The organism is Streptomyces sp. NPDC093065, from assembly GCF_044754585.1.
Lineage (GTDB): Bacteria > Actinomycetota > Actinomycetes > Streptomycetales > Streptomycetaceae > Streptomyces.
In genome coordinates this window covers 12,357-34,349 of the sequence record NZ_JBIVPJ010000002.1, presented here as the reverse complement: position 1 = coordinate 34,349, position 21,993 = coordinate 12,357, and the positions used below count along the sequence as shown (strand labels likewise).

The following is a 21,993-nucleotide window of genomic DNA, read 5'->3' as shown; positions in this document are numbered from 1 at the left end:
GTGCCATGAGTGAAGGAACCATGCAGCTACGAGCCCAGCGTGACCAGCGAGACCCGCGAGCGAAGCGAGCGAAGCGACTCACCCGCGTCCTTGTCGGCGCGGCCGCCGTACCCGTGATGCTGGTGGCAGCCGGCTGCTCCTCGGACTCCGGCTCAGGCGACGGCAAGGACAAGGGCGCGCAGGAGTCCGCGGCGTCCAAGTCGGCGAGTCCGTCCCCGACGGTGCGGGCGGCGGCGTTCCGGAAGCTTCCCGAGCCGTGCTCGGCGGTGTCGAAGAAGACGCTGGACGACCTGGTGCCGAAGGGCGACTCCGGCAAGGAGGGCTCGTCCAACGACACGTCGGCCCGGGTCAGTTGCTCCTGGGACAGTCTCGACGACAACGGCGTGAAGGGCTCTCAGTTCCGCTGGCTGAGCGTGTCGATGCTGCGCTTCGATTCGGACGTGACGCGCGGCGAGGGCGACAAGCTGGCGCGTGACTACTACCAGAAGCAGCTGGGGGACGTGCAGGGTACCGAGGGCGCGAAGGGCGTCAAGACGGCGCCGGTGAGCGGCACGGGCGACGAGGCGTCGGTGGTGCGCTACGACCTGAAGAAGAAGGAAGGCACCTTCAAGCAGCAGACGGTCGTGGCGCGGGTCGAGAACGTCGTCGTCACCGTCGACTACAACGGCGCGGGCCTGGCGGGCGACAAGACCCCGGACGCCGACGACCTGGTGAAGGACGCGCAGAAGGCGGCCAAGGAGGCGGTGGCCGCGGTGACGAAGGCCAACGGCACCACCGGCTCCGACCAGCCCGGCGGCAGGTCGAGCGGCACGCCGTCGGCCCCGAAGTCCCCCTCCGACGCGGCGTCCCAGTCGGCCTCCGCGTCCCCCGCCAAGTCGGGCTGAGAGGTCTCTTCGACCCACCGGCCGCCCGTTCCCCGTACACATGTGCCACTCTGTTGCGCGCAACAACAGGCACTGGGAGGGGAGTACGGGTGGCCGCGCCACTTCAGCTGACACGGGCGCATCGCGTTCTCATCGGCATGGTCGTCTTCGGCGCCGTCATCATCGCCGGGATCGGTTTCGCGGGTTCCTACGCGGCGGTGCGGGAGCTGGCCCTGCAGAAGGGCTTCGGAAACTTCAGCTACGTCTTCCCGATCGGCATCGACGCGGGCATCTGCGTGCTGCTGGCCCTGGACCTGCTGCTGACCTGGATCCGCATCCCGTTCCCGCTGCTGCGGCAGACGGCGTGGCTGCTGACCGCGGCGACCATCGCGTTCAACGGCGCGGCGGCCTGGCCCGACCCGCTGGGCGTGGGCATGCACGGCGTGATCCCGATCCTGTTCGTGGTGTCGGTGGAGGCCGCCCGGCACGCGATCGGCCGGATCGCCGACATCACCGCCGACAAGCACATGGAGGGCGTCCGCCTCACCCGCTGGCTGCTCTCGCCGGTGCCGACGTTCCTGCTGTGGCGGCGCATGAAGCTGTGGGAGCTGCGCTCCTACGAACAGGTGATCAAGCTGGAGCAGGAGCGGCTGGTCTACCAGGCCCGGCTGCGGTCCCGCTTCGGCCGCGCCTGGCGGCGCAAGGCGCCCGTCGAGTCCCTGATGCCGCTGCGACTGGCCCGCTACGGCGTCCCGCTGGCGCAGACCGCCCCGTCGGGCCTGGCCGCGGCCGGCATCGAACCGGCCCTGCTGCCGCCGGTCCAGGAGTTCCAGGAGGCGGGCCCGCAGGCGGCTCCCGCGGGCGAGCAGCGTGCCGAGCTGGTCAAGGGCCCCGAGGCGGACCGGGCCCGGCCCTCGGACCAGTCCGGGCCCGCCGGCCGGCCGGGGACCGCGGAGCGGCCGCCGCACGGTGCCGGGGAGGAGGGCGGCCCCGAGGAAAGCCCCTGGTTCAACACCCGCCAGGTCGCCTACCAGGGCGGTTACGACCCCACCTACGACCCGGCCGAGCAGTACGCCCAGTGGTACGAGGAGCAGCAGCAGGCCGACCAGTACCGGGACCAGTACGAGGAGGAGCCCCCGCTCCAGGAGCCCTCGCCGGAGGAGACGGGCAGCTTCCCGATACCGGTCGTCCCGGGGGGACGCACCCGCGAGCTGGGCGAGGGCGGCGGGCCCGCGCAGCCGCAGGCGCCGGACGAGGACGGGTACTACCAGGTCTTCAAGCAGTCGATCAACGGCAGCTATCCGACCCCGCGGGAGTTCGGCGACAACGTCGAGGCGACCTACGGCACGCCGCTGGCCGACCACGAGGCGAAGCGCCTGGTCACCCAGTTCACCAACCGCCACAGCGCGGAGCTGGAGGAGGACCACATCGCCTGACGGCGCCGGGTACGGCGAAGGGGCGCCCGGTGGGAAACCGGGCGCCCCTTCGCCGTACGACCGTGCTTGCTACTGCCTGCTACTCCCCGAGCAGGGTCCGCACCCGGTCCTGTCCCACCGCGAGCAGCAGCGTGGGCAGGCGCGGGCCGGTGTCGCGGCCGACGAGCAGGTGGTACAGCAGCGCGAAGAACGTCCGCTGGGCGGTCTTGATCTCCGGCGGCAGTTCCTTGGGCGTGGCGTCGGCGGGGAAGCCCGCCTGGACCTTGGGGACGCCGTAGACGTGGTGGGTGAGCCCGTCCAGGGACCAGTGCTCGGCCAGCCCGTCGAGCAGCAGCCGCAGTGACTGCCGGCTCGGCTCGTCGAGGGACGCCAGCAGCTCGGCGTCGGGGTCCTTGCGCACGATGGTGCGCTGGTCGGCGGGGACGTGGGTGTTGATCCACGCCTCGGCCCTGTCGTAACGCGGCCGGGCCTCGTCCAGCGACGCGATCGGGTCGGCCGGGTCCAGCTCGCCGAGGATGCGCAGCGCCTGGTCCTCGTGGCCGGCGGTGATGTCGGCCACGGAGGCCAGCGTGCGGTACGGCAGCGGCCTGGGCGTCTTCGGCAGCTCGCCGGCGGCGGTGCCGACGGCGCGCGCGTGGGCGGCGGCGTCGGCGGGCAGGGCGCTGCCGTCGGCGACCTTGGCGTCGAGGCGGTCCCACTCGTCGTACAGCCGCTGGATCTCCTGGTCGAAGGCGATCTTGAAGGACTGGTTGGGGCGGCGGCGGGCGTACAGCCAGCGCAGCAGCTGCGGCTCCATGATCTGGAGCGCGTCGGCCGGAGTGGGCACGCCGCCCTTGGACGAGGACATCTTGGCCATGCCGCTGATGCCGACGAAGGCGTACATCGGCCCGATCGGCTGCTTGCCGCCGAAGATGCCGACGATCTGCCCGCCGACCTGGAACGACGATCCGGGCGAGGAGTGGTCGACGCCGCTGGGCTCGAAGATCACGCCCTCGTAGGCCCAGCGCATCGGCCAGTCGACCTTCCAGACCAGCTTGCCGCGGTTGAACTCGCTCAGCCGCACGGTCTCGGAGAAGCCGCAGGCGGTGCAGGTGTAGGTCAGCTCGGTCGAGTCGTCGTCGTAGGCGGTGACCGTCGTCAGGTCCTTCTCGCAGTTGCCGCAGTACGGCTTGTACGGGAAGTACCCGGCGGAGCCGGAGCCGCCGTCGTCCTCGGCGGCGGCTCCGGAGCCCTCGGCGGCCTCCAGTTCGGCCTCGTCGACGGGCTTCTGGGACTTCTGCGGCTTCTTCGCCGGTGCCTTCCTGGTGCGGTACTGGTCGAGGATCGCGTCGATGTCCCGCCGGTGCTTCATGGCGTGCAGGATCTGCTCGCGGTAGACGCCGGAGGTGTACTGCTCGGTCTGGCTGATGCCGTCGAACTCGACGCCCATCTCGGCGAGCGAGGCCACCATCGCGGCCTTGAAGTGCTCCGCCCAGTTCGGGTGCGGGGAGCCCTTGGGTGCCGGGACCGAGGTCAGGGGCTTGCCGATGTGCTCGGCCCAGGACTCGTCCACGCCGGGGACACCGGCCGGCACCTTGCGGTAGCGGTCGTAGTCGTCCCAGGAGATCAGGTGCCGCACCTCGTACCCCCGGCGGCGGATCTCGTCGGCGACCAGGTGCGGGGTCATGACCTCGCGCAGGTTGCCCAGGTGGATGGGGCCGGAGGGGGAGAGTCCGGAGGCGACGACGACACCGCCCGGAGCGGTAGCGACTGATGTTTTCGCGCCCGGGGCACGACGCTCCGACTCGGCGACGACCTCGTCCGCGAAACGGGAGACCCAGTCGGTGGTCTCTGTGCTCTGAGCCACGATCGGCACGTCCTCTTCCCTGAAACTTCTCTGGCAACTGCTCCGGAGGCAGCCGGTACGGTCGCACGGCTGACCGCTTCATTCTCCCAGCCCGGCCCGCATCCGCGAAAACCGCTTTTCACCGCATGGGATACTCGGTTTCTGTACTCCTTCCACGAACCCGAGCAGAACGGCAGCCACTCCATGGCCTCGGTCACGTCCCTCAGCGACTCCGTCCAGCAGCACCTCGCGTCCGCCCTCACGGCCACCCGGCCGGAGGCCGCCGGCGCGGACCCGCTGCTGCGACGTAGTGACCGGGCGGACTACCAGGCCAACGGCATCCTCGCACTGGCCAAGAAGGCGAAGGCCGACCCGCGGGAGCTGGCGGCCGAGGTCGTCGCGCGGATCACCACCGGTGACGAGCTGATCAAGGACGTCGAGGTCTCCGGCCCCGGCTTCCTCAACATCACCGTCGCCGACCGGGCGATCACCGCGAACCTCGCCGCGCGTCTCGCGGACGGCGAGCGCCTCGGCGTGCCGCTGAAGGCGGACGCGGGCGTCACGGTCGTCGACTACGCCCAGCCGAACGTGGCGAAGGAGATGCACGTCGGCCACCTGCGCTCCGCCGTCATCGGCGACGCGCTGCGCGGCATGCTCGACTTCACCGGCGAGAAGACGATCGGCCGGCACCACATCGGTGACTGGGGCACCCAGTTCGGCATGCTCATCCAGTACCTGTTCGAGCACCCCGGCGAGCTGGCCCCGGCCGAGGACGTCGACGGCGAGCAGGCCATGTCGAACCTGAACCGGGTGTACAAGGCGTCGCGTGTCCTCTTCGACGGGGACGACGCGTTCAAGGAGCGGGCCCGCAAGCGGGTCGTCGCCCTGCAGTCCGGCGACAAGGAGACGCTGGAGCTGTGGCAGCAGTTCGTGGACGAGTCGAAGGTCTACTTCTACTCCGTCTTCGACAAGCTCGACATGGAGATCCGCGACGAGGAGATCGTCGGCGAGTCCGCGTACAACGACGGCATGCCCGAGACCGCCCGCCTCCTTGAGGAGATGGGGGTCGCGGTGCGCTCCGAGGGCGCGCTCGTGGTCTTCTTCGACGAGATCCGCGGCAAGGACGACCAGCCGGTCCCGCTGATCGTGCAGAAGGCCGACGGCGGCTTCGGCTACGCGGCCTCCGACCTGACCGCGATCCGGGGCCGCGTCCAGGACCTGCACGCCACCACGCTGCTGTACGTCGTCGACGTACGCCAGTCGCTGCACTTCAGGATGGTCTTCGAGACCGCCCGCCGGGCCGGCTGGCTCGGCGACGAGGTCACCGCGCACAACATGGCCTACGGCACGGTGCTCGGCGCGGACGGCAAGCCCTTCAAGACGCGCGCGGGCGAATCCGTACGCCTTGAGGACCTGCTGGACGAGGCCGTGCAGCGGGCCGCGCAGGTCGTGCGGGAGAAGGCGCGGGACCTCACCGAGGACGAGATCCGGGAGCGGGCGGTGCAGGTCGGCATCGGCGCCGTGAAGTACGCGGACCTGTCGACGTCGCCGAACCGCGACTACAAGTTCGACCTGGACCAGATGGTCTCGCTCAACGGCGACACCAGCGTCTACCTCCAGTACGCCTACGCCCGTATCCAGTCCATCCTGCGCAAGGCCGGCGAGGTCCGCCCCGCCGCCCACCCGGAGCTGGCGCTGCACGAGGCGGAGCGCGCGCTGGGCCTGCACCTGGACGCGTTCGGGGACACGGTCTTCGAGGCGGCCGCGGAGTACGCCCCGCACAAGCTCGCCGCGTACCTGTACCAGCTGGCGTCGCTGTACACGTCGTTCTACGACAAGTGCCCGGTCCTGAAGGCCGAGACGCCCGCGCAGGTGGAGAACCGCCTGTTCCTGTGCGACCTCACGGCCCGCACCCTGCACCGGGGCATGGCCCTGCTGGGCATCCGGACGCCCGAGCGGCTCTGAGCACCCTCACCGCAGCAGCGTCAGCCCCTCGGGGGCGTCGATGCCGAACTCGTCCGCCAGTGCCCGGCGGGCCTCCGTCTCGTCGGGCAGCTTCCGTTCGGTGACCGTGCCGTCGTCGGTGCGCGTCACGGTGACGTGGTCGCCGTCGAGGAGCAGGTGCGCGTCCGGGGTGAGGCGCTGCACGTAGAGGCGCCGGGCGAACGGGGACCGCGGGTTCGTGGCGACGTGCCAGTTGATCACCTCGTAGTCGGGCGGCTCGAACGGCTCCACGGTGAAGGCGTACTGCGCCTCCCAGCCACCCGCGAGGTACGCCTGGAGCACCCAGGTCGCCAGCGGCCCCCGGCCCGGCGCGTGCACCAGCCGGTGCCGGCGTCCGGCGTCGTGGAACTCGGTGTCCACGATCAGCGGCACCGGTTCCAGCAGCGAGCCGACGGCACCGAAACCGACGTCGACGAGGTGGGGCCGCGGATCGCCGGGCAACTCGGCGAGGAGGGCCATGTGGGTGCGCGGGCGGTCCTCGAAGCGGTCGGCGCCGACGACGACCCGTGCGGTCAGCCGGGTCACCCGGACGCCGAGCGCCTCCAGGGCCGCCGCGAACAGGGTGTTGTGCTCGTAGCAGTAGCCCCCGCGCCTGCGGCCCTGGACCAGCTTGGCCGTCAGGTCGGAAAGGTCCAGGGACGGGGCCCGGCCGCCCAGGGCGTCGAGGTTCTCGAACGGGACTGCCCTCAGGTGGGCGAGCTGCACGCCGCGCAGGGTGGCCGCGTCGGGCCGCCGCCCGCCCTCCCAGCCGATGCGCTCGAGGTAGGCGTCCAGGGAGAAGGGTGCCGTCCGTGCACTGTCAGACATGCCCTCACCGTACGTGCGGCGACGACGCCCTCGCCCTCCGCAATTGGTCCTAGACCGCCGGACGCACCTCGGCCAGCCCCTCCCCCAGCCTCCGCAGCCCCTCCGCGATCTCGTCCGGGGTCTGGGTGACGAAGCAGAGCCGCAGCGTGGCCCGGTCGGGCTCACCGGCGTAGAAGGGAGCGCCGGGGACGTACGCCACGTCGTGCCGGACGACGCCGGGGAGCAGGGCGGTGGTGTCGTACGGCTCGGGCAGCCGGACCCACAGGAACATGCCGCCCTCGGGCCGGGTCCACGCCGAGCCCGCCGGGAGCGTGTCGGCCAGGCCGGCGAGCATGGCGTCCCGGCGGGAGCCGTAGGCGGCGGCGACGCGGCCGACGTGGGCGTCCAGGTCCCGGTCGGCGAGGTAGCGGGCGGCGGCGAGCTGGTTGACGGTGGGGGTGTGCAGGTCGGCGGCCTGCTTGGCGACCGCGCAGGCCCGGCGCAGCTCGGCGGGGGCCCGCAGCCAGCCCAGGCGCAGGCCGGGTGCCATGACCTTGGAGAAGGAGCCCAGCAGCACGGTCCGGTCCCGGGCGCCCTCGTAGGAGGCGATCCACGGCACGCGCTCGCCCTCGAAGCGCAGTTCGCCGTACGGGTCGTCCTCGACGATCCACAGGCCGCACCGTCCGGCGGTCTCGGCCACGGCGGCGCGGCGGGCGGCGGGCATGGTGCGGCCGGTGGGGTTGGAGAAGGTGGGGACCGTGTAGAGCAGCTTGGGGCGCTCGCGCACCACCAGCTCCTCCAGCGCCTGGGGATCGATCCCGTCCTCGTCCCCGGGCACGGCCACCACCCGGGCGCCCGCGAAACCGAAGGCCTGGAGCGCGGCCAGGTAGCAGGGGCGCTCGACGAGGACGGTGTCGCCCGGTTCGAGCAGGGCGGTGGCGAGCAGCGACAGGGCCTGCTGCGAACCGGTCGTGACGAGGATGTCGTCGGCTTCGGTGGCCAGTCCGCGCGCCGAGTTGCGGGCGGCGAGCGCGGCCCGCAGGGCGGGCTCGCCCTCGGTGGTGGAGTACTGCAGGGCCCGCGCGGGGGCCTCGGCGAGTACGTCCCGGTACGCGGCGGCGATGCCGTCGGCGTCGAACAGCTCGGGGGCCGGCAGTCCGCCCGCGAAGTTGATCACCTCGGGACGGGCGGTGACGGCGAGGATGTCCCGTACCGGCGAACCGCCGATCGAGCGGGCCCGCGCGGCGAGCGGCGGCAGCGGAGCGGTCACGGCGGTGGCGGCGGACGCGTTCTCGGTCACGGTCATGCGCGCAGCGTAGAGAACTACGTGCCGCCTACAGGTGACTTTCCGCGATCCGGACACCCGTGCGACCGCCGGGGCGTCGGCCGCCGTCCGCCGTCCGCCGAAACGAACCGGAGTGATGGCCGGGGCACGGCCAACGACCAATGCACCCGGCCTGCTCGGCGACCACCCGGCGCACCTGTCCGGTCCCTCAGTCGCCCTCGACCAGCTCCCAGCCCTTGCCGCCGAGCGGGTACGCGTAATAGGAGGCGTCCCGGGAGGCACTGGTGCGGAACGGCCGGCCGTGGTCGTCGACGCGCGTGATGCCGTGCCGGCCGCCGCTGGACCACTCCAGCTCCAGGTACCAGCTGACGTCCTGCCCGCTGGTGTGCGCGGTGACGTGGAAGACCTCCGCGTCGGACTCGGTGACGCTGTACGGGAAGTCCCGCTGGCCTCCGATCGGCGTCGCCGTCGGGGTGCCCAGGTCGAGCGACACGTCGAAGGACTTGGTGTCCACCTGGCCGCCGCAGCCGTTGCCCATCACGTACTGGTTCCAGTCCAGCGCCGGCCCGCTGCTCACCACCCGGACGTGCAGGTCCTCCAGGATCACCGTCTCCGGTCCGGTGCCCTGCACGGTGAGGACGGCCTCCTGCCGGTTCGCGGAGACCGCCTTGAGCGGAACGGCCCAGCCGACGGCGCCCTGCTGGGGCGGCGGCTTCGGCACGTTCTCCGGGCTGCGGTCGACCAGGAAGGCGTGGTCGCAGGGCAGGTACCAGTAGTAGGGGTTGGTCGACACCGTGAACGGGGTCCCGGTGGGCGGTGCCTGACGGCTCGGCGTGGCGGCGCCCGCACGCGACGGTGGCGCCAAGGGGGATCCGGACGGCGAGGCGGAGACGGACGGTGACGACGCGCTCGGGCTCGGGGACGCCGGTGCGGTGGCGGTCGCGGACAGCGACGCGGAGGTCCGTGCGACGGCCCCGGCGGGACCGCGGCTCCCGTCGGTGCCGTCCGGGGACGACACGAGGTTCGCCACGAGCGCCACGGCGGCACTGACGGCGACGACACCGGTCGCGGCGTAGAGCGCGGCGCGCGGGACGCGGCGGCGGGGCGGGACGGGTGCGTTGAGGGCGGGCGGCGCGTCCGGGGCCGGCGACGCCGAAGCCGAAGCCGACGGGGCGGGCGGGGCACTGTCCGCGACCGCACCCTCCGTGCCCTCGACACCCTCCGTGCCCTCGGCCTTGCCGACATCCTCGCCGCCGCCCTCGTCGTCCTCCTTCTTCACGCCGCGCAGCGCATCCGCGCGGATCCAGCGGCGATGGAGTTCGAGCAGTTCGTCGGGGGTCGCCCGGCACACGCGGGCGAGCCGCTCGACGGGCGCGAACTCGACCGGCACCACCTCTCCGCTGACGTACCGGTGCAGGGTCGAGCCGCTCATGTGCAGCCGCTTGCCGAGTGCCCCGTAACTGAGTCCGGACCGCTCCTTCAGCTCCCGAAGCAGTCCCGCGAAGTCGTCCCCCGCCACCGTTCCTCCCTCTTCTCGCATCCCCGTAGCGCATCCCAGAGGGACATCGTTCCCGCAGGTCAGGGCGTTCCCGGCGTCCCACCGTCCCGCATGTTCCCCCGATGCCGGCGGCCGGGACGATCACGGCCGCATGCTGTGGTCATCAAAGCAGCCGCTCCCGGTCGACGGTCGAGCGGCTCGCCCCGACTCCCGCATCCGAAGGAGAACTTCCATGTCCGCACGCCGTCTCACCCGTACCCGTCTGTTCGCCGCCACCACGGTCGCGCTGGCCGCGCTCTCCCTGACGGCCTGCGAGGGCGACGAGCTCACGGGCTCCCCGGCGCCCGACTCCTCCACCTCCGCGTCGGCGGACGGGAACAGCCCCGCGCCGGCGGGCGGCGCGAAGGGGGACAAGGCGTCGACGGGCTCGACCGGATCCACCGGAGACGACAACGCGTCGAGCCCGGGCTCCGGTTCCGGCACCGACGACGCTTCCCGTACCTCCGGCGGCTCCGGCGGCTCCGGGGGTTCCGACTCGGATCTCCCCGGCAAGTGCTCCGCGTCCGACGTACGGATCACCGCGGCGAAGGCGCCCCGCCCGATCAACCACCTGCTGCTGACCGCCACCAACACCGGCTCGAAGACGTGCGCGCTGCCGCCGTACCCGGCGGCGCGGTTCGGCGAGGCCCAGGCGGTGCCGCCGGTCGCGGAGTCCAGCAAGCCGCAGTCGCTGACGACGCTGGCCCCCGGCGAGTCCGGCTACGCCGGCGTGCGCCTGTCGTCGGGCGACGGCAGCGGCGAGAACGGCTACGAGACGACCGCCCTCACGGTCCCCTTCGAGGACGGCTCCATCGCCAGGGTCGAGCTGCCCTCCGGCGGCGTGTACGTCGACACCGCGCTGACGGTCACCTACTGGCAGACCGACGCGTCGAACGCGCTCGAGTACTGAAGGGGTCAGCGCACCCGCACCCCGTGCACGAAGGGCAGGCACAGGTCGCTCAGCGCAGCGTGCGGGCGACCTCGGTCGCCCAGTACGTCAGGATGTTGCGCGCGCCCGCCCGCTTGATCCCGGTGAGGGACTCCAGGATGGCCCGGTCGCGGTCGATCCAGCCCTTCTCGGCGGCGGCCTCGATCATCGAGTACTCGCCGGAGATCTGGTAGGCGGCGACGGGCACGTCCGAGACCTCGGCGACCTCGGCCAGGATGTCGAGGTAGGGCCCGGCCGGCTTGACCATCACCATGTCGGCGCCCTCCTCCAGGTCCAGCGCCAGCTCCCGCATCGCGTCGCGCGCGTTGGCGGAGTCCTGCTGGTAGGTCTTGCGGTCCCCCTTGAGCGAGGAGCCGACGGCCTCGCGGAAGGGCCCGTAGAAGGCGGAGGCGTACTTGACGGTGTACGCGAGGATCGCGACGTCCTCCCGCCCGATCTGGTCGAGGGCGTCCCGGACGACCCCGATCTGCCCGTCCATCATCCCGCTGGGTCCCACGACATGGGCGCCCGCGTCGGCCTGGACCTGCGCCATCTCGGCGTACCGCTCGAGGGTGGCGTCGTTGTCGACCCGCCCCTGGTCGTCGAGGACTCCGCAGTGCCCGTGGTCGGTGAACTCGTCGAGGCAGAGGTCGGACATGACGAGCAGCTCGTCCCCGACCTCGGCCCGCACGTCCCGCAGCGCGACCTGGAGGATCCCGTCGGGATCGGTCCCCGCCGTCCCGGCCGCGTCCTTCTTCCCGTCCTCCGGAACCCCGAAGAGCATGATCCCGGAGATCCCGGCCTCCACCGCCTCGGCGGCCGCCTTCTTCAGCGTGTCCCGCGTGTGCTGCACGACGCCGGGCATCGCGGCGATCGGCACCGGCTCACCCACGCCCTCGCGGACGAAGGCGGGGAGGATGAAGTCGGCGGGGTGCAGCCGGGTCTCGGCGACCATCCGACGCATCACGGGGGTGGTCCTCAGCCGCCGGGGCCGGGTGCCGGGAAAGGATCCGTACGTCGTCATACCACCTACGCTACGCCCGCCCCGACCGTGCCTTTGCCGACGGGGAGTCGGCCCGGCGGCGGGTCCGGCTCAGCCGATGGAGTCGTCTCCGTGGTCCTCCAGGACCCTGCGCAGACCAGCGGCGATCCGCTCGCACTCCTCGCGGTCGAGGGCTCCCAGGATCTCGGCGTAGTTGCGCAGGTGCGCCGTCATCACCGCCTCCATCAGGTCCCGGCCGTGCTCGGTGAGGCAGATGCGGACGCTGCGCCGGTCGGCGCCGTCCCGCTCCCGCCGGACCAGGCCCTTGTCCTCCATCCGGTCGATGCGGTTGGTGATCGCCCCGGAGGTCACCATGGCCGCCTTCAGGAAGGCGCCGGCGGTCATGGCGTAGGGCGGCCCCGAGCGGCGGAGCGTGGTGAGCACGTCGAACTCGCCCGGTTCCAGGCCGTACTGGGCGCAGAAGCTCTTCAGCGACCGCTCGATGATGCGCTGCATCCGCTGCACCCGGCCGAGCACCTGCACCGACCAGAGCTGATCGGCCAGGTCCGGCCGTTCCTTCTCCCACTGCTGGACGATGAGATCCACGGCGTCGGACATGGCGGGTTCCTCTCCACGAGATATCTCAATGTTAAGACACTTGACGGGACCGGCTGCCGACGATTTATCTTAACGTTGAGAGACTCAACCTTGAGAGAAATCACGGGAGTCCGTCATGCCCCTGCTGCTCGCCCCCGCGGCCCAGGACCTGCTGTTCCGCGAGGCCCGCACCGCGAACGCCTTCACCGACGAGCCGGTGACCGACGCGCAGGTCCAGGCGGTCTACGACCTGATCCGGTACGGCCCGACCTCGTTCAACCAGAGCCCGCTGCGCGTCCTGCTGATCCGCACGCCCGAGGCCCGCGAGCGGCTCCTGACGCACCTGGCGGAGGGCAACCGCGCCAAGACGGCGACGGCTCCCCTGGTGGCCGTCCTGGCGGCCGACTTCGAGTTCCACGAAGAGCTGCCGCAGCTGGTGCCGCACGCCCCCGCGCTGAAGGACACCGTCTTCGCCGACCGCCCGCGGCGCGAAACCGAGGCCTCGCTCAACGCCGCCCTGCAGGCCGCCTACTTCCTGCTGGGGATCCGCGCGGCGGGCCTGGCCGCGGGCCCGATGACCGGCTACGACCCCGAGGGCCTGCGCAAGGAGTTCCTGGACGACGACCACACCCCGCTGATGGTCGTCAACATCGGCCGCCCGGGCCCGGACGCCTGGTACCCGCGGCTGCCGCGGCTGCGCTACGAGCAGGTCGTCACGACGCTCTGAGCCCGCACCCGCCGCCGCACACCACACACCATCCCTGGGGGGAACCATGCACACAGCCGCCGCCACCGGCCCTCGGAAGCGGACCGGCACACGCACCGGCACCGGCACCGGCACCGGCACATCGTCCGGTCACCGGGTGCCCATAGCCTGGCTGGCCCTGCTGGCGACCCCGGTCGCCGCGGGCGCCAACGCCCCGGTGCTCATCCTCGACGACGTGGGCCGCTCCCTCGGGGTCGGCACGGCCACCGCCGCATGGGTGGTCACCGCGTTCGCGTGGGCGATGGCCGTCGGGGGACCGGTCCTCGCGACCCTGCTGCGGCACCGCGGCACCCGGACCACGCTGCGCTTCGGCGCCGTCCTCGTGGTCGCCGGTACCGCCCTGGTGGCGGCCGCGCCCTGGCTGCCGCTGGTCTTCCTCGGCCGGGCCGCCCAGGCGACGGGCGGTGCGGGCCTGATCGCGGTGGCGATGAACCTGGCCGGTGACGCCCGCCGGATGGGCGTGATCAGCGCCGGGTTCGGCATGCTCGGCGCGGTGGGACCGCTGCTGGGCAGGTTCCTGACCCACACCACGTCCTGGCGGGTGGCGCTGGCCGTCTCCGTGGTCGCGGTGACGGCGGTGCCCGCCGTCACCCGGCACACCGGAGCGGCGGCCCCTACGGCCCGGGACCGCGTCGACACCCGCGGCGCGGTCCTGCTCACCGCCCTCGCCACCGGCGTGATCCTGCTGCCTTCCCAACCCCTGTGGGGATCGGCCACCGCCCTCTTCGCCTCGACCGCACTGACCCTGCACGTACGCCGCCGCCCGGAAGGTTTCCTGCCGGTCGCCGTCCTGCGCACCCCCGTCTTCCGCACGGCGACGCTCCTCACCCTGGCCCTGTCGACGTCGTACTTCACGCTGCTGTTCGCCGTGCCCCGGCTGATCGGGCAGCGAGCCGGCTGGGCGGACGGCCCGGTGGCGACGGGACTGCTGTTCGCCCTGCTCTGCGGCTCCGTGCTGTCCCTCTTCTTCGCCGCCCTGTCCCGGCGGCTGGGCCGGACCCGGACCCGCGCGGTCCTGCTCACGGTCGGCGTCCTGGCCCCGGTCACCGCGGCGTTCGCCGGCTCGGGAGCCCTCCTGCTCATGGTCGCCGGGGCCGCCGTCTTCTGCGCGACCGGCGCCAACGGCACCCAGTCCATGGACGCCGCCTCCGCCGTGCCGCAGTCCCACCGCCCCACGGCCATCGGCCTGTTCACCCTCTGCTACCAACTGGGCGGTGCCCTGGGCCCGGCCCTCGCCACGGCCCTGGTGCTGACCGGGTGACCCGCCGGCCCACCGGCCCGCGATGTCCGATTCGTTCAAGAAAGCGGTGACGGCCGCCCGCTACCGTCACCGGCATGAACAGCACCGCCGGCGGGTCACGCCACCTCGGCGTCCACATCGACCGCTCTGCCACCGACGTCTACGCCTACGCCTCGGACCCGGCCAACCTGCCGGCCTGGGCCCACGGTCTCGGCGGTTCCGTCGAGAAGGCCGCGGACGGCGCATGGATCGCGGACTCCTCCCCCCTGGGCCGGGTCAGGGTCGCCTTCGCCCCGCGCAACGACCTGGGCGTACTCGACCACTACGTGACGCTGCCCTCGGGGAAGACCGTCTACAACCCCGTCCGGGTGATCGCCGACGCCCCGGGGTGCGAGGTGGTCTTCACCCTCCGCCGGCAGCCGGAGGCGACCGACGCCGACTTCGAGCGCGACGCCGGCATGGTCACCGCCGACCTGACCCGGCTCAAGGAGCTGCTGGAGTCCGCCTAGGGCGTCCCGGCCGGACCCGCCGGCGGCCACGGCACGTCGGCCAGCAGAGGCAGCAGCACCTCCTCCTCGTAGTCGAGATGCGCGTCGAGCCGCGTGGCCATCTCCTCCAGCGCGGCCCGGAAGCGCCTCGGCTCGGCGACGGCGATGCCCGCCAGCAGGGTGGCCAGCTCCCCCTGGATGCGGGCGACCGTGCGGTGCTCGTCGGCGAGCCGGCCGAAGACGTCGCCCAGGTGGGGATGGTGACGGGCGATCCCGGGGAAGAGGTGCCCGTCCTCGCCGTCGTGGTGGAACTCCAGCGCCTGGCAGAACGCCAGGCACCGCTGCCGTATCTGCAGCCCGAGGGCCGGGACCGCGTCCGCCGCCCGCGGTGCCGCGAAGTGGGCCTCGGTCTCGGCCCGCACCTGCCGCACCTGCCCCCGCAGCCAGGCGTGCACCTCCAGAAGCTTGTCGGCGAGGGTCCGCACCTCCCGGGGCCGCCCCTCCCACTCCTCGGGTTCGGCCCGCTCCAGCACGACGACGGGCAGGTGCCTGGTGGTACGGGCCTGGTAGTCGCCGTACCCGGGCGCCGCCCGCACGACATGCGCGAACAGCTCCTCGCGCCGCGCCCCCTCGGCGGGCACCGCGAGCGCCTCGAAGCTCGACGTGCCCACCTCGACCCGGACCACGGGACGGGCGAGCAGGTTGTGGTACCAGCCGGGATGCCGGGGGCCACCGAGGTTGGACCCGACGACGAGCAGGGAGTCGTGGTGGCGGACGTAACCGAGGGGCGTGGTCCGAGAGGCGCCCGACCGGGCACCGGTGGTGGTCAGCAGAAGCAGGTCACCGCCCTCGAAGGGGCCGCCGACCTTCCCCTCGTTGGCGCGGAACTCGTCGATGACGGACTGATGGAACGACGTGGGCATACGGTTCTGTGTCTTTCCAGGACGGCAGGCCGGGGCAAGGGCTCATGCCACGGCGTGCGAAGAACGAAGGACGGGACGAGCACGAGCACGACGTGCGGAAGCGCTGCGTCGGAGTCTCGGGATCCCGGAATCAGGGCGCGGAGTATGAACGCATCACGTACCCCTTGAATGAAGGGCGCTCGCCCGATCGCCGGCCGGCCCACCGCTCTTTGACCGGCGCCACGCGGCACCACCCTCATTACACGCACCGGCCCGCCGCACTGTCAACGCGGCCCGGAACGCCCGCTCCCGGCCGGAGTTCCGTCCGGGCCGAAGGAGTGCTGGAAGGTGAAGGCGCGCGGTGCGGGGCCGTGGTCGTGGAGGTGTTCCAGTCCGCAGACGCCGTCCCGCCACGTGGGTGTCACGCCCTCGGCGACCCACCAGAACACGTGACCCGGGTGTTCCGTCCTCTCGAACCAGTCGTGACGCCTGTTCAGCGCCTGACGGTGCAGCCCCGTGTACACGGCGTCGAAGGCCGGGCGCAGGCCGCTCCACAGGGAGAGGGACGCGGCCAGGGCGACGGTTTCCGCCGTGCGGCCCCTGTCGTACCAGGCGGGTACGGCGAACTCTCCCCAGGCGCCCCAGTCCAGGTCGAAGTGTCCGCCCCGGCCGCCGGCCGCCGCTTCGGCATGGCCGAGGTACCCGGGCTGCCGGCTGATCTCCCGGTAGACGGCCTCACCGGTCTCGTAGAAGTCGACCGTGAGCGGTGCGGGATCAGCGAGGGGTGCCTTGAGGACACCGAACGTGTACAGCGCGAGATGAGGCATGTGTCGCTCCCTGGTCGCCGAAGACCGGACGAAGGTAGCTGCCTCTGCGGGCCATGTCGAAGTTGCGTTTTCCCTGCCCAAGTGGCTTCCGTACAGGGCGTTCCGGGCCCTTCGCCACCTGGGCGGCGTGCCCGGAGACGACGACGGGGCGCCCCTGGAACCAGGGACGCCCCGCATGCACCTCAGGTCGAGGACCGCCGTCTCCGGGACCCCGGCCGACGCTCGCTCGGCCGCGTCACCGGGTCCCCCGCCTCCAGGGCCGCCGCCCGGCGCCGCAGGCCGAAGTCGGCCAGGGCCTCCGCCAGCTTGGTGACGGACGGCTCGGGGGACATCACGTCGACGCGCAGGCCGTGTTCCTCGGCCGTCTTGGCCGTCGCCGGACCGATGCAGGCGATCACCGTGACGTTGTGCGGCTTGCCCGCGATGCCGACCAGGTTGCGGACCGTGGACGACGAGGTGAAGAGCACCGCGTCGAAGCCGCCGCCCTTGATGGCCTCCCGGGTCGTGGCCGGGGGCGGCGAGGCGCGCACCGTGCGGTACGCGGTGACGTCGTCGACCTCCCAGCCCAGCTCGATCAGACCGGCGACCAGGGTCTCCGTGGCGATGTCAGCACGGGGGAGGAAGACGCGGTCGATCGGGTCGAAGACCGGGTCGTACGGCGGCCAGTCCTCCAGGAGACCGGCGGCCGACTGCTCACCGCTCGGGACCAGGTCCGGCTTCACACCGAAGGCGATCAGCGCGTTCGCCGTCTGCTCGCCGACCGCCGCGACCTTGATGCCCGCGAAGGCGCGGGCGTCCAGGCCGTACTCCTCGAACTTCTCCCGGACCGCCTTCACCGCGTTGACCGACGTGAACGCGATCCACTCGTAGCGGCCCGTCACCAGGCCCTTGACGGCCCGCTCCATCTGCTGCGGGGTGCGCGGGGGTTCGACGGCGATGGTCGGGACCTCGTGCGGCACCGCGCCGTAGGACCTGAGCTGGTCGGAGAGCGACGCCGCCTGCTCCTTCGTGCGCGGGACGAGGACCTTCCAGCCGAACAGCGGCTTGGACTCGAACCACGAGAGCTGGTCGCGCCGGGCGGAGGCGCTGCGCTCGCCGACCACGGCTATCACCGGGCGGCCGCCGTCCGGGGACGGCAGCACCTTCGCCTGCTTCAGGGTCTGGGCGACCGTGCCGAGCGTGGCGGACCAGGTGCGCTGCCTGGTCGTCGTACCGGCGATCGTCACCGTCAGCGGGGTGTCCGGCTTGCGGCCCGCCGACACCAGCTCGCCGGCCGCCGCGGCCACCGAGTCCAGCGTCGTCGACACGACCACCGTGCCGTCGGACGCGCCCACCTCGGTCCAACAGCGGTCCGACGCCGTACGGGCGTCCACGAACCGGACGTCCGCGCCCTCCGCGTCCCGCAGCGGCACACCGGCGTACGCGGGCACGCCGACGGCGTTCGCGATGCCCGGGACGACCTCGAAGGGCACCCCGGCCGCGGCGCACGCCAGCATCTCCTCGGCGGCGTACGCGTCGAGCCCGGGATCCCCGGTCACCGCACGCACGACCCGCCTGCCGCCCCGCGCGGCCTCCATGACAAGATGTGCGGCATCCCGCACAGCGGGGGCGCCGAGGGTCGTTGACGCACCGTCAACAACCGTCAGCTGGGGCGCGCCTGTGCCCGGATCCGACGGATCGGCATCCGTGTGCACTTCCGACACGCCCTGCCTCGCGTGCGTGCGTACGACGTCGAGCACCTCGTGCTCGGCGACGAGGACGTCCGCGTGCGCCAGCGCCTCGACGGCGCGCAGAGTCAGCAGTCCCGGATCTCCGGGTCCGGCACCGAGGAAGGTGACGTGCCCGTGTTCCGGACCGGCGGGAAAGGTGGTGGGGCTCAATGTGCTCGCTCCCCCATCAGACCGGCCGCGCCCTGGGCGAGCATCTCGGTGGCGAGTTCGCGACCGAGTGCCAGCGCCGCCTCGTGCGTCTCGGGCACGGGACCGGTGGTGGACAGCTGCACCAGCGTCGAGCCGTCGGTCGTGCCGACGACGCCGCGCAGGCGCATTTCCTTGACAGTCTGCCCGTCGGCCAGAAGGTCGGCCAGCGCCCCGACGGGTGCGCTGCAGCCGGCCTCCAGGGCGGCGAGCAGTGACCGCTCGGCCGTTACGGCGGCCCGCGTGAACGGGTCGTCGAGTTCGGCGAGCGCGGCGATGAGGTCCGCGTTGTCCGCGGGGCACTCGATCGCCAGTGCCCCTTGGCCGGGGGCCGGCAAAACCGTGTCGACCGACAGGAAGTCGGTCACCTCGTCGATGCGCCCCACCCGGTTCAGTCCGGCGGCGGCCAGCACGACCGCGTCCAGCTCGCCGCTGCGGACGTATCCGATGCGCGTGTCGACGTTGCCCCGGATCGGGACCGTCTCGATCTCCATGCCGTGGGTACGGGCGTACGCGTTCAGCTGCGCCATGCGGCGCGGCGAGCCCGTGCCGATGCGCGCGCCGCGCGGCAGGTCGGTCAGCTTGCGCGCGTCCCGGGCGACGACCACGTCCCGCGGGTCCTCGCGCAGCGGCACGGCCGCCACGACCAGGCCCTCGTGCTGCGCGGTGGGGAGGTCCTTGAGCGAGTGAACCGCGAAGTCCACCTCTCCCCGCAGCAGTGCGTCGCGCAGCGCGGCGACGAACACGCCCGTGCCGCCGATCTGCGCCAGGTGCTCCCGCGACGTGTCGCCGTACGTGGTGATCTCGACCAGCTCAACGGGCCGACCGGTCACCTGGCTCACGGCGTCCGCCACCTGCCCGGACTGGGCCATGGCGAGCTTGCTCCGCCTGGTCCCCAGCCTCAGTGCCTTCTCAGTCATGCCGGCCCTCGGTTCTTCTCAGTGGTGCTGTTCCCGGCCCGGGAGACGGAGGCCACCGTCTCCTGGTCGAGGTCGAACAGGGTGCGCAGCGCGTCCGCGTACCCGGCGCCGCCGGGTTCGGCGGCGAGCTGCTTGACCCGCACCGTCGGCGCGTGCAGCAGCTTGTCGACCACACGTTTGACGGTCTGGGTGATCTCGGCGCGGTGCTTGTCGTCGAGCCCCGGCAGCCGCCCCTCCAGGCGGGCGATCTCGCCGGCCACGACGTCCGCGGCCATGCTGCGCAGCGCGACCACGGTGGGCGTGATGTGCGCGGCGCGCTGGGCGGCGCCGAAGGCCGCGACCTCGTCGGCGACGATCCGGCGGACCATGTCGACGTCGGCGGCCATCGGTGCGTCGGCGGAGGCGTCCGCGAGCGACTCGATGTCCACCAGGCGTACGCCGGCCAGCCGGTGCACGGCGGCGTCGACGTCGCGCGGCATCGCCAGGTCGAGGAGGAAGAGCACCGGCTCGGGGCGCGGCACCTCGGCGACCGGCTCCGGACGGCGGCGCTCGGGGATGCGGCCGACGCGGGTCGCCGTCGCGGCGAGCGCGCCGATCAGCTCGGCGTCCGCCTCGGGTCCCGGCCGGCCCGTCTCGCGCGGCCGGTCCACCGCCGTGCCGCCCGCGGCCCAGGCCCCGTGCTGCTCCAGCGTCGCCGCGTCCATGCCGGCCACGGCGGCCTCGCCCATGACGGAGAAGCCGGACGGGACGGAGGACACCGGGGACAGGTCCAGGGGGCAGTTCTCGTCGCCACCGGTGCCGGTGGCGGCAGCGGTACCGGCGCCCGGCAGTGGCGTTTCCGCACCCTGCCCGGCCTCCCGTACACCGGCCGGACCGGCGTCCCGTACCCCGGCGGAACCGGCGCCGGACTCGACGGCGGGCGCGCCGGTGCGCCCCTCCACCGTCGCCGCCACGGCGTCCGCCGTGAGGACCAGCCCGGTCGCACCGGTGCAGGAGACGGCCACGTCGGCACGTGTCAGCTCGCCCGGCACCGCGTCCATCGGTACCGCGCGGGCCAGCACGTCCGTGTCGTCGCCCTCGGAAAGGATCTGTGCGAGGCGCTCGGCGCGCTCGAAGGTGCGGTTGGCGACCACGATCTCGGCGACCCCGGACCGCGCGAGCGTCGCGGCGGCCAGCGAGGACATCGAACCGGCGCCGATGACCAGCGCCTTCCTGCCCCGCGCCCACTGCTGGACGTCGGCCCCGGCGGACAGCTGCTCCAGGCCGAAGGTGACCAGTGACTGCCCGGCGCGGTCGATGCCGGTCTCGGAGTGGGCGCGCTTGCCGACCCGCAGGGCCTGCTGGAACAGGTCGTTCAGGAGCCGTCCGGCGGTGTGCAGGTCCTGGGCGCGGGCCAGGGAGTCCTTTATCTGGCCGAGGATCTGGCCCTCGCCGACCACCATCGAGTCGAGCCCGCAGGCCACCGAGAACAGGTGGTGGACGGCCCGGTCCTCGTAGTGCACGTAGAGGTGGGGAGTGAGCTCCTCCAGGCCGACCCCGCTGTGCTGGGCCAGCAGCGTGGACAGCTCGGCGACACCGGCGTGGAACTTGTCCACGTCGGCGTACAGCTCGATGCGGTTGCAGGTGGCCAGCACCGCGGCCTCGGCGGCCGGTTCGGCGGCGACCGTGTCCTGGAGCAGCTTGAGCTGCGCGTCCGCGTTCAGGGACGCCCGCTCCAGCACGCTCACCGGCGCGCTGCGGTGGCTCAGTCCGACGACGAGGAGGCTCATGCCGGCATCACGGCGGGTACGTCCCCGTCGGGCCCCTGGTCCGTGGAGGGCTGCTGCTTGCGGGCGGCGACGGGCGGCACGGCGCCGGTGTCGCCCGCGGCCTCCTCGCCCGCCTTGCGCTGCTCGTGGAAGGCGAGGATCTGCAGCTCGATGGAGAGGTCGACCTTGCGCACGTCGACGCCCTCGGGGACGTTCAGCACGGTCGGCGCGAAGTTGAGGATGGAGGTGACACCGGCGGCCACGAGACGGTCGCACACCTGCTGGGCGGCACCGGCGGGGGTCGCGATCACGCCGATCGAGACACCGTCGTCCTGGATGATCTTCTCCAGCTCGTCGGTGTGCTGCACCGGGATGCCGGCGACGGGCTTTCCGGCCATCCCCGGGTCGGCGTCGATCAGCGCGGCGACCCGGAAACCGCGGGAGGCGAACCCGCCGTAGTTGGCGAGCGCGGCGCCGAGGTTGCCGATTCCTACGATCACAACCGGCCAGTCCTGGGTGAGGCCGAGTTCGCGCGAGATCTGGTAGACGAGATACTCGACGTCGTAGCCGACGCCACGAGTCCCGTAGGAGCCCAGGTAGGAGAAGTCCTTGCGCAGCTTCGCGGAGTTGACCCCCGCCGCCGCGGCCAGCTCCTCGGAGGAGACCGTGGGCACCGAGCGCTCGGAGAGCGCGGTCAGCGCGCGGAGGTACAGCGGAAGCCTGGCGACGGTGGCCTCGGGAATCCCTCGGCTGCGGGTCGCCGGTCGGTGTGCTCGGCCAGTTGCCACGGTGCTCCTGCGGGTAGAGCGGGGCTGTAGGCGGTCATACGTCCCTACATGACCGCCCCGTCGAATGCAGGCTATGTCTTTGTGAACGCGTGCACAAAGATGGTGTCCGATTTGCCCGGCCAACGTGACCGGGGTCACGCGCCCCCGGCGCACGG

General features: G+C 72.5%; 19 protein-coding genes. 7 read left to right on the top strand and 12 right to left on the bottom strand.

Features of this window, described 5'->3' with window-relative positions; translation table 11 throughout:
* Window positions 1-5: 5 nt before the first annotated feature.
* The gene (locus ACIQFU_RS02970; protein ID WP_402548536.1) at window positions 6-884 is read left to right on the top strand and encodes a DUF3558 family protein; all 879 of its coding nucleotides are present in this window, start codon (window positions 6-8) and stop codon (window positions 882-884) included.
* An 89-nt stretch (window positions 885-973) separates the two neighbouring features.
* Window positions 974-2,299, top strand: a complete 1,326-nt coding sequence (locus ACIQFU_RS02965; protein ID WP_402548535.1) for a DUF2637 domain-containing protein — start codon at window positions 974-976, stop codon at window positions 2,297-2,299.
* A 79-nt stretch (window positions 2,300-2,378) separates the two neighbouring features.
* On the opposite strand, the gene lysS is transcribed toward ACIQFU_RS02965, so the two are convergent.
* Complete coding sequence (gene lysS / locus ACIQFU_RS02960; RefSeq protein WP_402548533.1) at window positions 2,379-4,154, bottom strand: lysine--tRNA ligase; 1,776 nt, start codon at window positions 4,152-4,154, stop codon at window positions 2,379-2,381.
* 174 nt (window positions 4,155-4,328) lie between these two features.
* On the opposite strand from lysS, the gene argS reads away from it, so the two are divergent.
* Window positions 4,329-6,089: an arginine--tRNA ligase gene (argS, locus tag ACIQFU_RS02955; protein WP_402548531.1), complete on the top strand. Its 1,761-nt coding sequence runs from the start codon at window positions 4,329-4,331 to the stop codon at window positions 6,087-6,089.
* A 6-nt stretch (window positions 6,090-6,095) separates the two neighbouring features.
* Here the strand turns inward: argS and ACIQFU_RS02950 are convergent, their stop codons facing one another.
* The 3 genes from ACIQFU_RS02950 to ACIQFU_RS02940 all read right to left on the bottom strand — a co-directional run bounded on the left by ACIQFU_RS02950 (window position 6,096) and on the right by ACIQFU_RS02940 (window position 9,718).
* Window positions 6,096-6,935: an arylamine N-acetyltransferase gene (locus ACIQFU_RS02950; protein WP_402548530.1), complete on the bottom strand. Its 840-nt coding sequence runs from the start codon at window positions 6,933-6,935 to the stop codon at window positions 6,096-6,098.
* 49 nt (window positions 6,936-6,984) lie between these two features.
* Window positions 6,985-8,220 (bottom strand): PLP-dependent aminotransferase family protein, encoded by a 1,236-nt coding sequence (locus tag ACIQFU_RS02945; protein WP_402548528.1) that lies wholly within the window; start codon window positions 8,218-8,220, stop codon window positions 6,985-6,987.
* A 187-nt stretch (window positions 8,221-8,407) separates the two neighbouring features.
* Entirely contained in the window at window positions 8,408-9,718 is a 1,311-nt protein-coding gene (locus tag ACIQFU_RS02940) for a helix-turn-helix domain-containing protein (RefSeq protein WP_402548526.1), read from the bottom strand.
* Window positions 9,719-9,929: 211 nt separating this feature from the next.
* On the opposite strand from ACIQFU_RS02940, the gene ACIQFU_RS02935 reads away from it, so the two are divergent.
* Window positions 9,930-10,646, top strand: coding sequence for a DUF4232 domain-containing protein (locus ACIQFU_RS02935; protein WP_402548525.1), 717 nt, complete (start codon window positions 9,930-9,932; stop codon window positions 10,644-10,646).
* A gap of 49 nt (window positions 10,647-10,695) precedes the next feature.
* Here the strand turns inward: ACIQFU_RS02935 and hemB are convergent, their stop codons facing one another.
* Entirely contained in the window at window positions 10,696-11,688 is a 993-nt protein-coding gene (hemB, locus tag ACIQFU_RS02930; RefSeq protein WP_402548523.1) for a porphobilinogen synthase, read from the bottom strand.
* A 69-nt stretch (window positions 11,689-11,757) separates the two neighbouring features.
* Complete coding sequence (locus ACIQFU_RS02925) at window positions 11,758-12,264, bottom strand: MarR family winged helix-turn-helix transcriptional regulator (protein WP_402548522.1); 507 nt, start codon at window positions 12,262-12,264, stop codon at window positions 11,758-11,760.
* A 115-nt stretch (window positions 12,265-12,379) separates the two neighbouring features.
* Between ACIQFU_RS02925 and ACIQFU_RS02920 the strand changes: the two genes are divergently transcribed.
* From ACIQFU_RS02920 to ACIQFU_RS02910, 3 genes are all read left to right on the top strand, one after another.
* Window positions 12,380-12,970 carry a malonic semialdehyde reductase gene (locus tag ACIQFU_RS02920; RefSeq protein WP_402548520.1) on the top strand — a complete coding sequence of 197 codons (591 nt, stop codon included), beginning with the start codon at window positions 12,380-12,382 and terminating at the stop codon, window positions 12,968-12,970.
* A 46-nt stretch (window positions 12,971-13,016) separates the two neighbouring features.
* On the top strand, window positions 13,017-14,270 hold the full coding sequence (locus tag ACIQFU_RS02915; RefSeq protein ID WP_402548519.1) for an MFS transporter: 1,254 nt from the start codon (window positions 13,017-13,019) through the stop codon (window positions 14,268-14,270).
* 74 nt (window positions 14,271-14,344) lie between these two features.
* Window positions 14,345-14,758: an SRPBCC family protein gene (locus ACIQFU_RS02910; protein WP_402548517.1), complete on the top strand. Its 414-nt coding sequence runs from the start codon at window positions 14,345-14,347 to the stop codon at window positions 14,756-14,758.
* Here ACIQFU_RS02910 and ACIQFU_RS02905 read toward each other — a convergent pair.
* The 6 genes from ACIQFU_RS02905 to ACIQFU_RS02880 all read right to left on the bottom strand — a co-directional run bounded on the left by ACIQFU_RS02905 (window position 14,755) and on the right by ACIQFU_RS02880 (window position 21,838).
* Window positions 14,755-15,660, bottom strand: a complete 906-nt coding sequence (locus ACIQFU_RS02905; RefSeq protein WP_402548516.1) for a nitroreductase/quinone reductase family protein — start codon at window positions 15,658-15,660, stop codon at window positions 14,755-14,757. The genes ACIQFU_RS02910 and ACIQFU_RS02905 overlap by 4 nt on opposite strands.
* Before the next feature lie 263 nt (window positions 15,661-15,923).
* The gene (locus ACIQFU_RS02900) at window positions 15,924-16,466 is read right to left on the bottom strand and encodes a DUF3291 domain-containing protein (protein ID WP_402548514.1); all 543 of its coding nucleotides are present in this window, start codon (window positions 16,464-16,466) and stop codon (window positions 15,924-15,926) included.
* Window positions 16,467-16,648: 182 nt separating this feature from the next.
* Complete coding sequence (locus tag ACIQFU_RS02895; protein WP_402548512.1) at window positions 16,649-18,346, bottom strand: uroporphyrinogen-III synthase; 1,698 nt, start codon at window positions 18,344-18,346, stop codon at window positions 16,649-16,651.
* On the bottom strand, window positions 18,343-19,302 hold the full coding sequence (hemC, locus tag ACIQFU_RS02890; RefSeq protein ID WP_402548511.1) for a hydroxymethylbilane synthase: 960 nt from the start codon (window positions 19,300-19,302) through the stop codon (window positions 18,343-18,345). The genes ACIQFU_RS02895 and hemC overlap by 4 nt, the downstream gene beginning before the upstream one ends.
* Window positions 19,299-21,071, bottom strand: coding sequence for a glutamyl-tRNA reductase (locus tag ACIQFU_RS02885; protein WP_402548510.1), 1,773 nt, complete (start codon window positions 21,069-21,071; stop codon window positions 19,299-19,301). The genes hemC and ACIQFU_RS02885 overlap by 4 nt, the downstream gene beginning before the upstream one ends.
* Window positions 21,068-21,838 carry a redox-sensing transcriptional repressor Rex gene (locus ACIQFU_RS02880; RefSeq protein WP_402548509.1) on the bottom strand — a complete coding sequence of 257 codons (771 nt, stop codon included), beginning with the start codon at window positions 21,836-21,838 and terminating at the stop codon, window positions 21,068-21,070. The genes ACIQFU_RS02885 and ACIQFU_RS02880 overlap by 4 nt, the downstream gene beginning before the upstream one ends.
* Window positions 21,839-21,993 lie beyond the last annotated feature (155 nt).

Coding starts and splice junctions, on each gene's coding strand:
- ACIQFU_RS02910 (WP_402548517.1), top strand. CDS start 14,345: ATGAACAGCACCGCCGGCGGGTCACGCCACCTCGGCGTCCACATCGAC.
- ACIQFU_RS02950 (WP_402548530.1), bottom strand. CDS start 6,935: ATGTCTGACAGTGCACGGACGGCACCCTTCTCCCTGGACGCCTACCTC.
- ACIQFU_RS02970 (WP_402548536.1), top strand. CDS start 6: ATGAGTGAAGGAACCATGCAGCTACGAGCCCAGCGTGACCAGCGAGAC.
- ACIQFU_RS02925 (WP_402548522.1), bottom strand. CDS start 12,264: ATGTCCGACGCCGTGGATCTCATCGTCCAGCAGTGGGAGAAGGAACGG.
- hemC (WP_402548511.1), bottom strand. CDS start 19,302: ATGACTGAGAAGGCACTGAGGCTGGGGACCAGGCGGAGCAAGCTCGCC.
- ACIQFU_RS02905 (WP_402548516.1), bottom strand. CDS start 15,660: ATGCCCACGTCGTTCCATCAGTCCGTCATCGACGAGTTCCGCGCCAAC.
- ACIQFU_RS02900 (WP_402548514.1), bottom strand. CDS start 16,466: ATGCCTCATCTCGCGCTGTACACGTTCGGTGTCCTCAAGGCACCCCTC.
- argS (WP_402548531.1), top strand. CDS start 4,329: ATGGCCTCGGTCACGTCCCTCAGCGACTCCGTCCAGCAGCACCTCGCG.
- ACIQFU_RS02885 (WP_402548510.1), bottom strand. CDS start 21,071: ATGAGCCTCCTCGTCGTCGGACTGAGCCACCGCAGCGCGCCGGTGAGC.
- ACIQFU_RS02935 (WP_402548525.1), top strand. CDS start 9,930: ATGTCCGCACGCCGTCTCACCCGTACCCGTCTGTTCGCCGCCACCACG.
- ACIQFU_RS02920 (WP_402548520.1), top strand. CDS start 12,380: ATGCCCCTGCTGCTCGCCCCCGCGGCCCAGGACCTGCTGTTCCGCGAG.
- hemB (WP_402548523.1), bottom strand. CDS start 11,688: ATGACGACGTACGGATCCTTTCCCGGCACCCGGCCCCGGCGGCTGAGG.
- ACIQFU_RS02945 (WP_402548528.1), bottom strand. CDS start 8,220: ATGACCGTGACCGAGAACGCGTCCGCCGCCACCGCCGTGACCGCTCCG.
- ACIQFU_RS02915 (WP_402548519.1), top strand. CDS start 13,017: ATGCACACAGCCGCCGCCACCGGCCCTCGGAAGCGGACCGGCACACGC.